This window comes from Dietzia sp. DQ11-44 (assembly GCF_014145205.1).
Classification (GTDB): Bacteria; Actinomycetota; Actinomycetes; order Mycobacteriales; family Mycobacteriaceae; genus Dietzia; species Dietzia natronolimnaea.
In genome coordinates this window covers 1-1,421 of record NZ_JAALEC010000521.1, presented here as the reverse complement: position 1 = coordinate 1,421, position 1,421 = coordinate 1, and the positions used below count along the sequence as shown (strand labels likewise).

The following is a 1,421-nucleotide window of genomic DNA, read 5'->3' as shown; positions in this document are numbered from 1 at the left end:
CTCCCGCCGCCCGTGCGCGGCGGCGGTGGAGGAGACGACGACGACGGCGCTCCGGCCCGACTCCACCGCGGTCCGCCCGGTGGCCGCGCGAGCCGACTCGTCGTCGGACTCCCTGGTCCAGTCGCCCCGCTTGCCGCCGGTCTTGGTGGCCAGCCTGACCCCGTCCATCGTGGCCAGGGGGTCGACGGCCTTGATCATGTCGTGCAGCGTCAGACCGGCCACCGACACGGCGGTGAGCGCCTCCATCTCCACACCCGTGCGGCCGGTCGTCCTGGCGGTGGCCGACACCCGGATCTCGCCGGCCGGCGCGTCGAGATCGAAGCGCACCTTGACCGAGTTCAGGGGGATCTGGTGACACAGGGGGATCAGCTCGGAGGTCTTCTTGGCGGCGCCGATCCCGGCCAATCTGGCGGTGGCCAGGACGTCGGCCTTGCCCAGATCGTCGCCCGCGACCATGGTCACCACCTCCGGCCGGGTGCGGAAGACCCCCTCGGCGGTGGCGGTGCGGGTGGTGACGGCCTTGTCGCCCACGTCGACCATCCGGACCCGGCCCTCGGCGTCGAGGTGGGTGAGCTGCGGCTGTGGGGTCAGCGTGGGCTCCGAGGAGGAACCCGGTCCGGTCTGGGCGTCAGTCATGGCGCCCACGCTAGTCGGCGGCGAAGGGGTGCGTGAGCGCCCGTCCGGGGGTGGTCCCCGGCGACCCTGACCCGGCCGGCGCGGGTTTAATCGGTGGCATGCCGCTGCTCTTCGACCCCATCCGAATCCGCGATCTCGAGATCCGGAACCGCGCGTGGCTCTCACCGATGTGCCAGTACTCGTGCGACGCCCGCGACGGCGTCCCCACCCCGTGGCATCTCGTGCACCTCGGCGCGCGGGCGCAGGGCGGGTTCGGACTGATCCTCGCGGAGGCGTCCGCGGTGGTCCCGGAGGGTCGCATCAGCGCCCACGACGCCGGGCTGTGGAACGACGCGCAGCGGGACGCGTGGGCGCCGATCGTGGACTTCGTGCACTCGCAGGGCGCGGCGATCGGGATCCAACTGGCCCACGCCGGGCGCAAGGCGTCGACCTACAGGGCCTTCCCGGGAGAGCCCACCGGCTCGCTGCCGGTAGAGGAGGGCGGGTGGACCACGGTCGCCCCCTCGGCGATCCCGTTCGGCGACATGGCCACTCCCGTCGCGCTTGACCTCGAGGGGATCCGCGGCGTGGTGGACGCCTTCGCCGATGCCGCGCGACGCGCGGATCAGGCCGGGTTCGACGTGGTCGAGATCCACGCGGCGCACGGCTACCTCGTCCACGAGTTCCTCTCACCCCTGTCCAACGAGCGGACGGACGAGTACGGCGGCTCCCGCGAGAACCGCGCGCGACTCCTGGTGGAGATCTGCGATGCGGTCCGTCAGGTCTGGCCCGCGGGCAAGCCGCTG

Annotated in this window: 1 protein-coding gene and 1 pseudogene; one reads left to right on the top strand and one right to left on the bottom strand. The window is 72.8% G+C overall.

Annotated elements, in window-relative coordinates; all coding sequences use genetic code 11:
* On the bottom strand, nucleotides 1-636 hold a 636-nt coding region (gene moaC, locus G6018_RS12860), incomplete at its 3' end, for a cyclic pyranopterin monophosphate synthase MoaC (RefSeq protein ID WP_182639803.1).
* Between the two features lie 98 nt (nucleotides 637-734).
* Between moaC and G6018_RS12855 the strand changes: the two are divergent.
* Nucleotides 735-1,421, top strand: a pseudogene (locus G6018_RS12855) (NADH:flavin oxidoreductase/NADH oxidase); the annotation flags it as partial.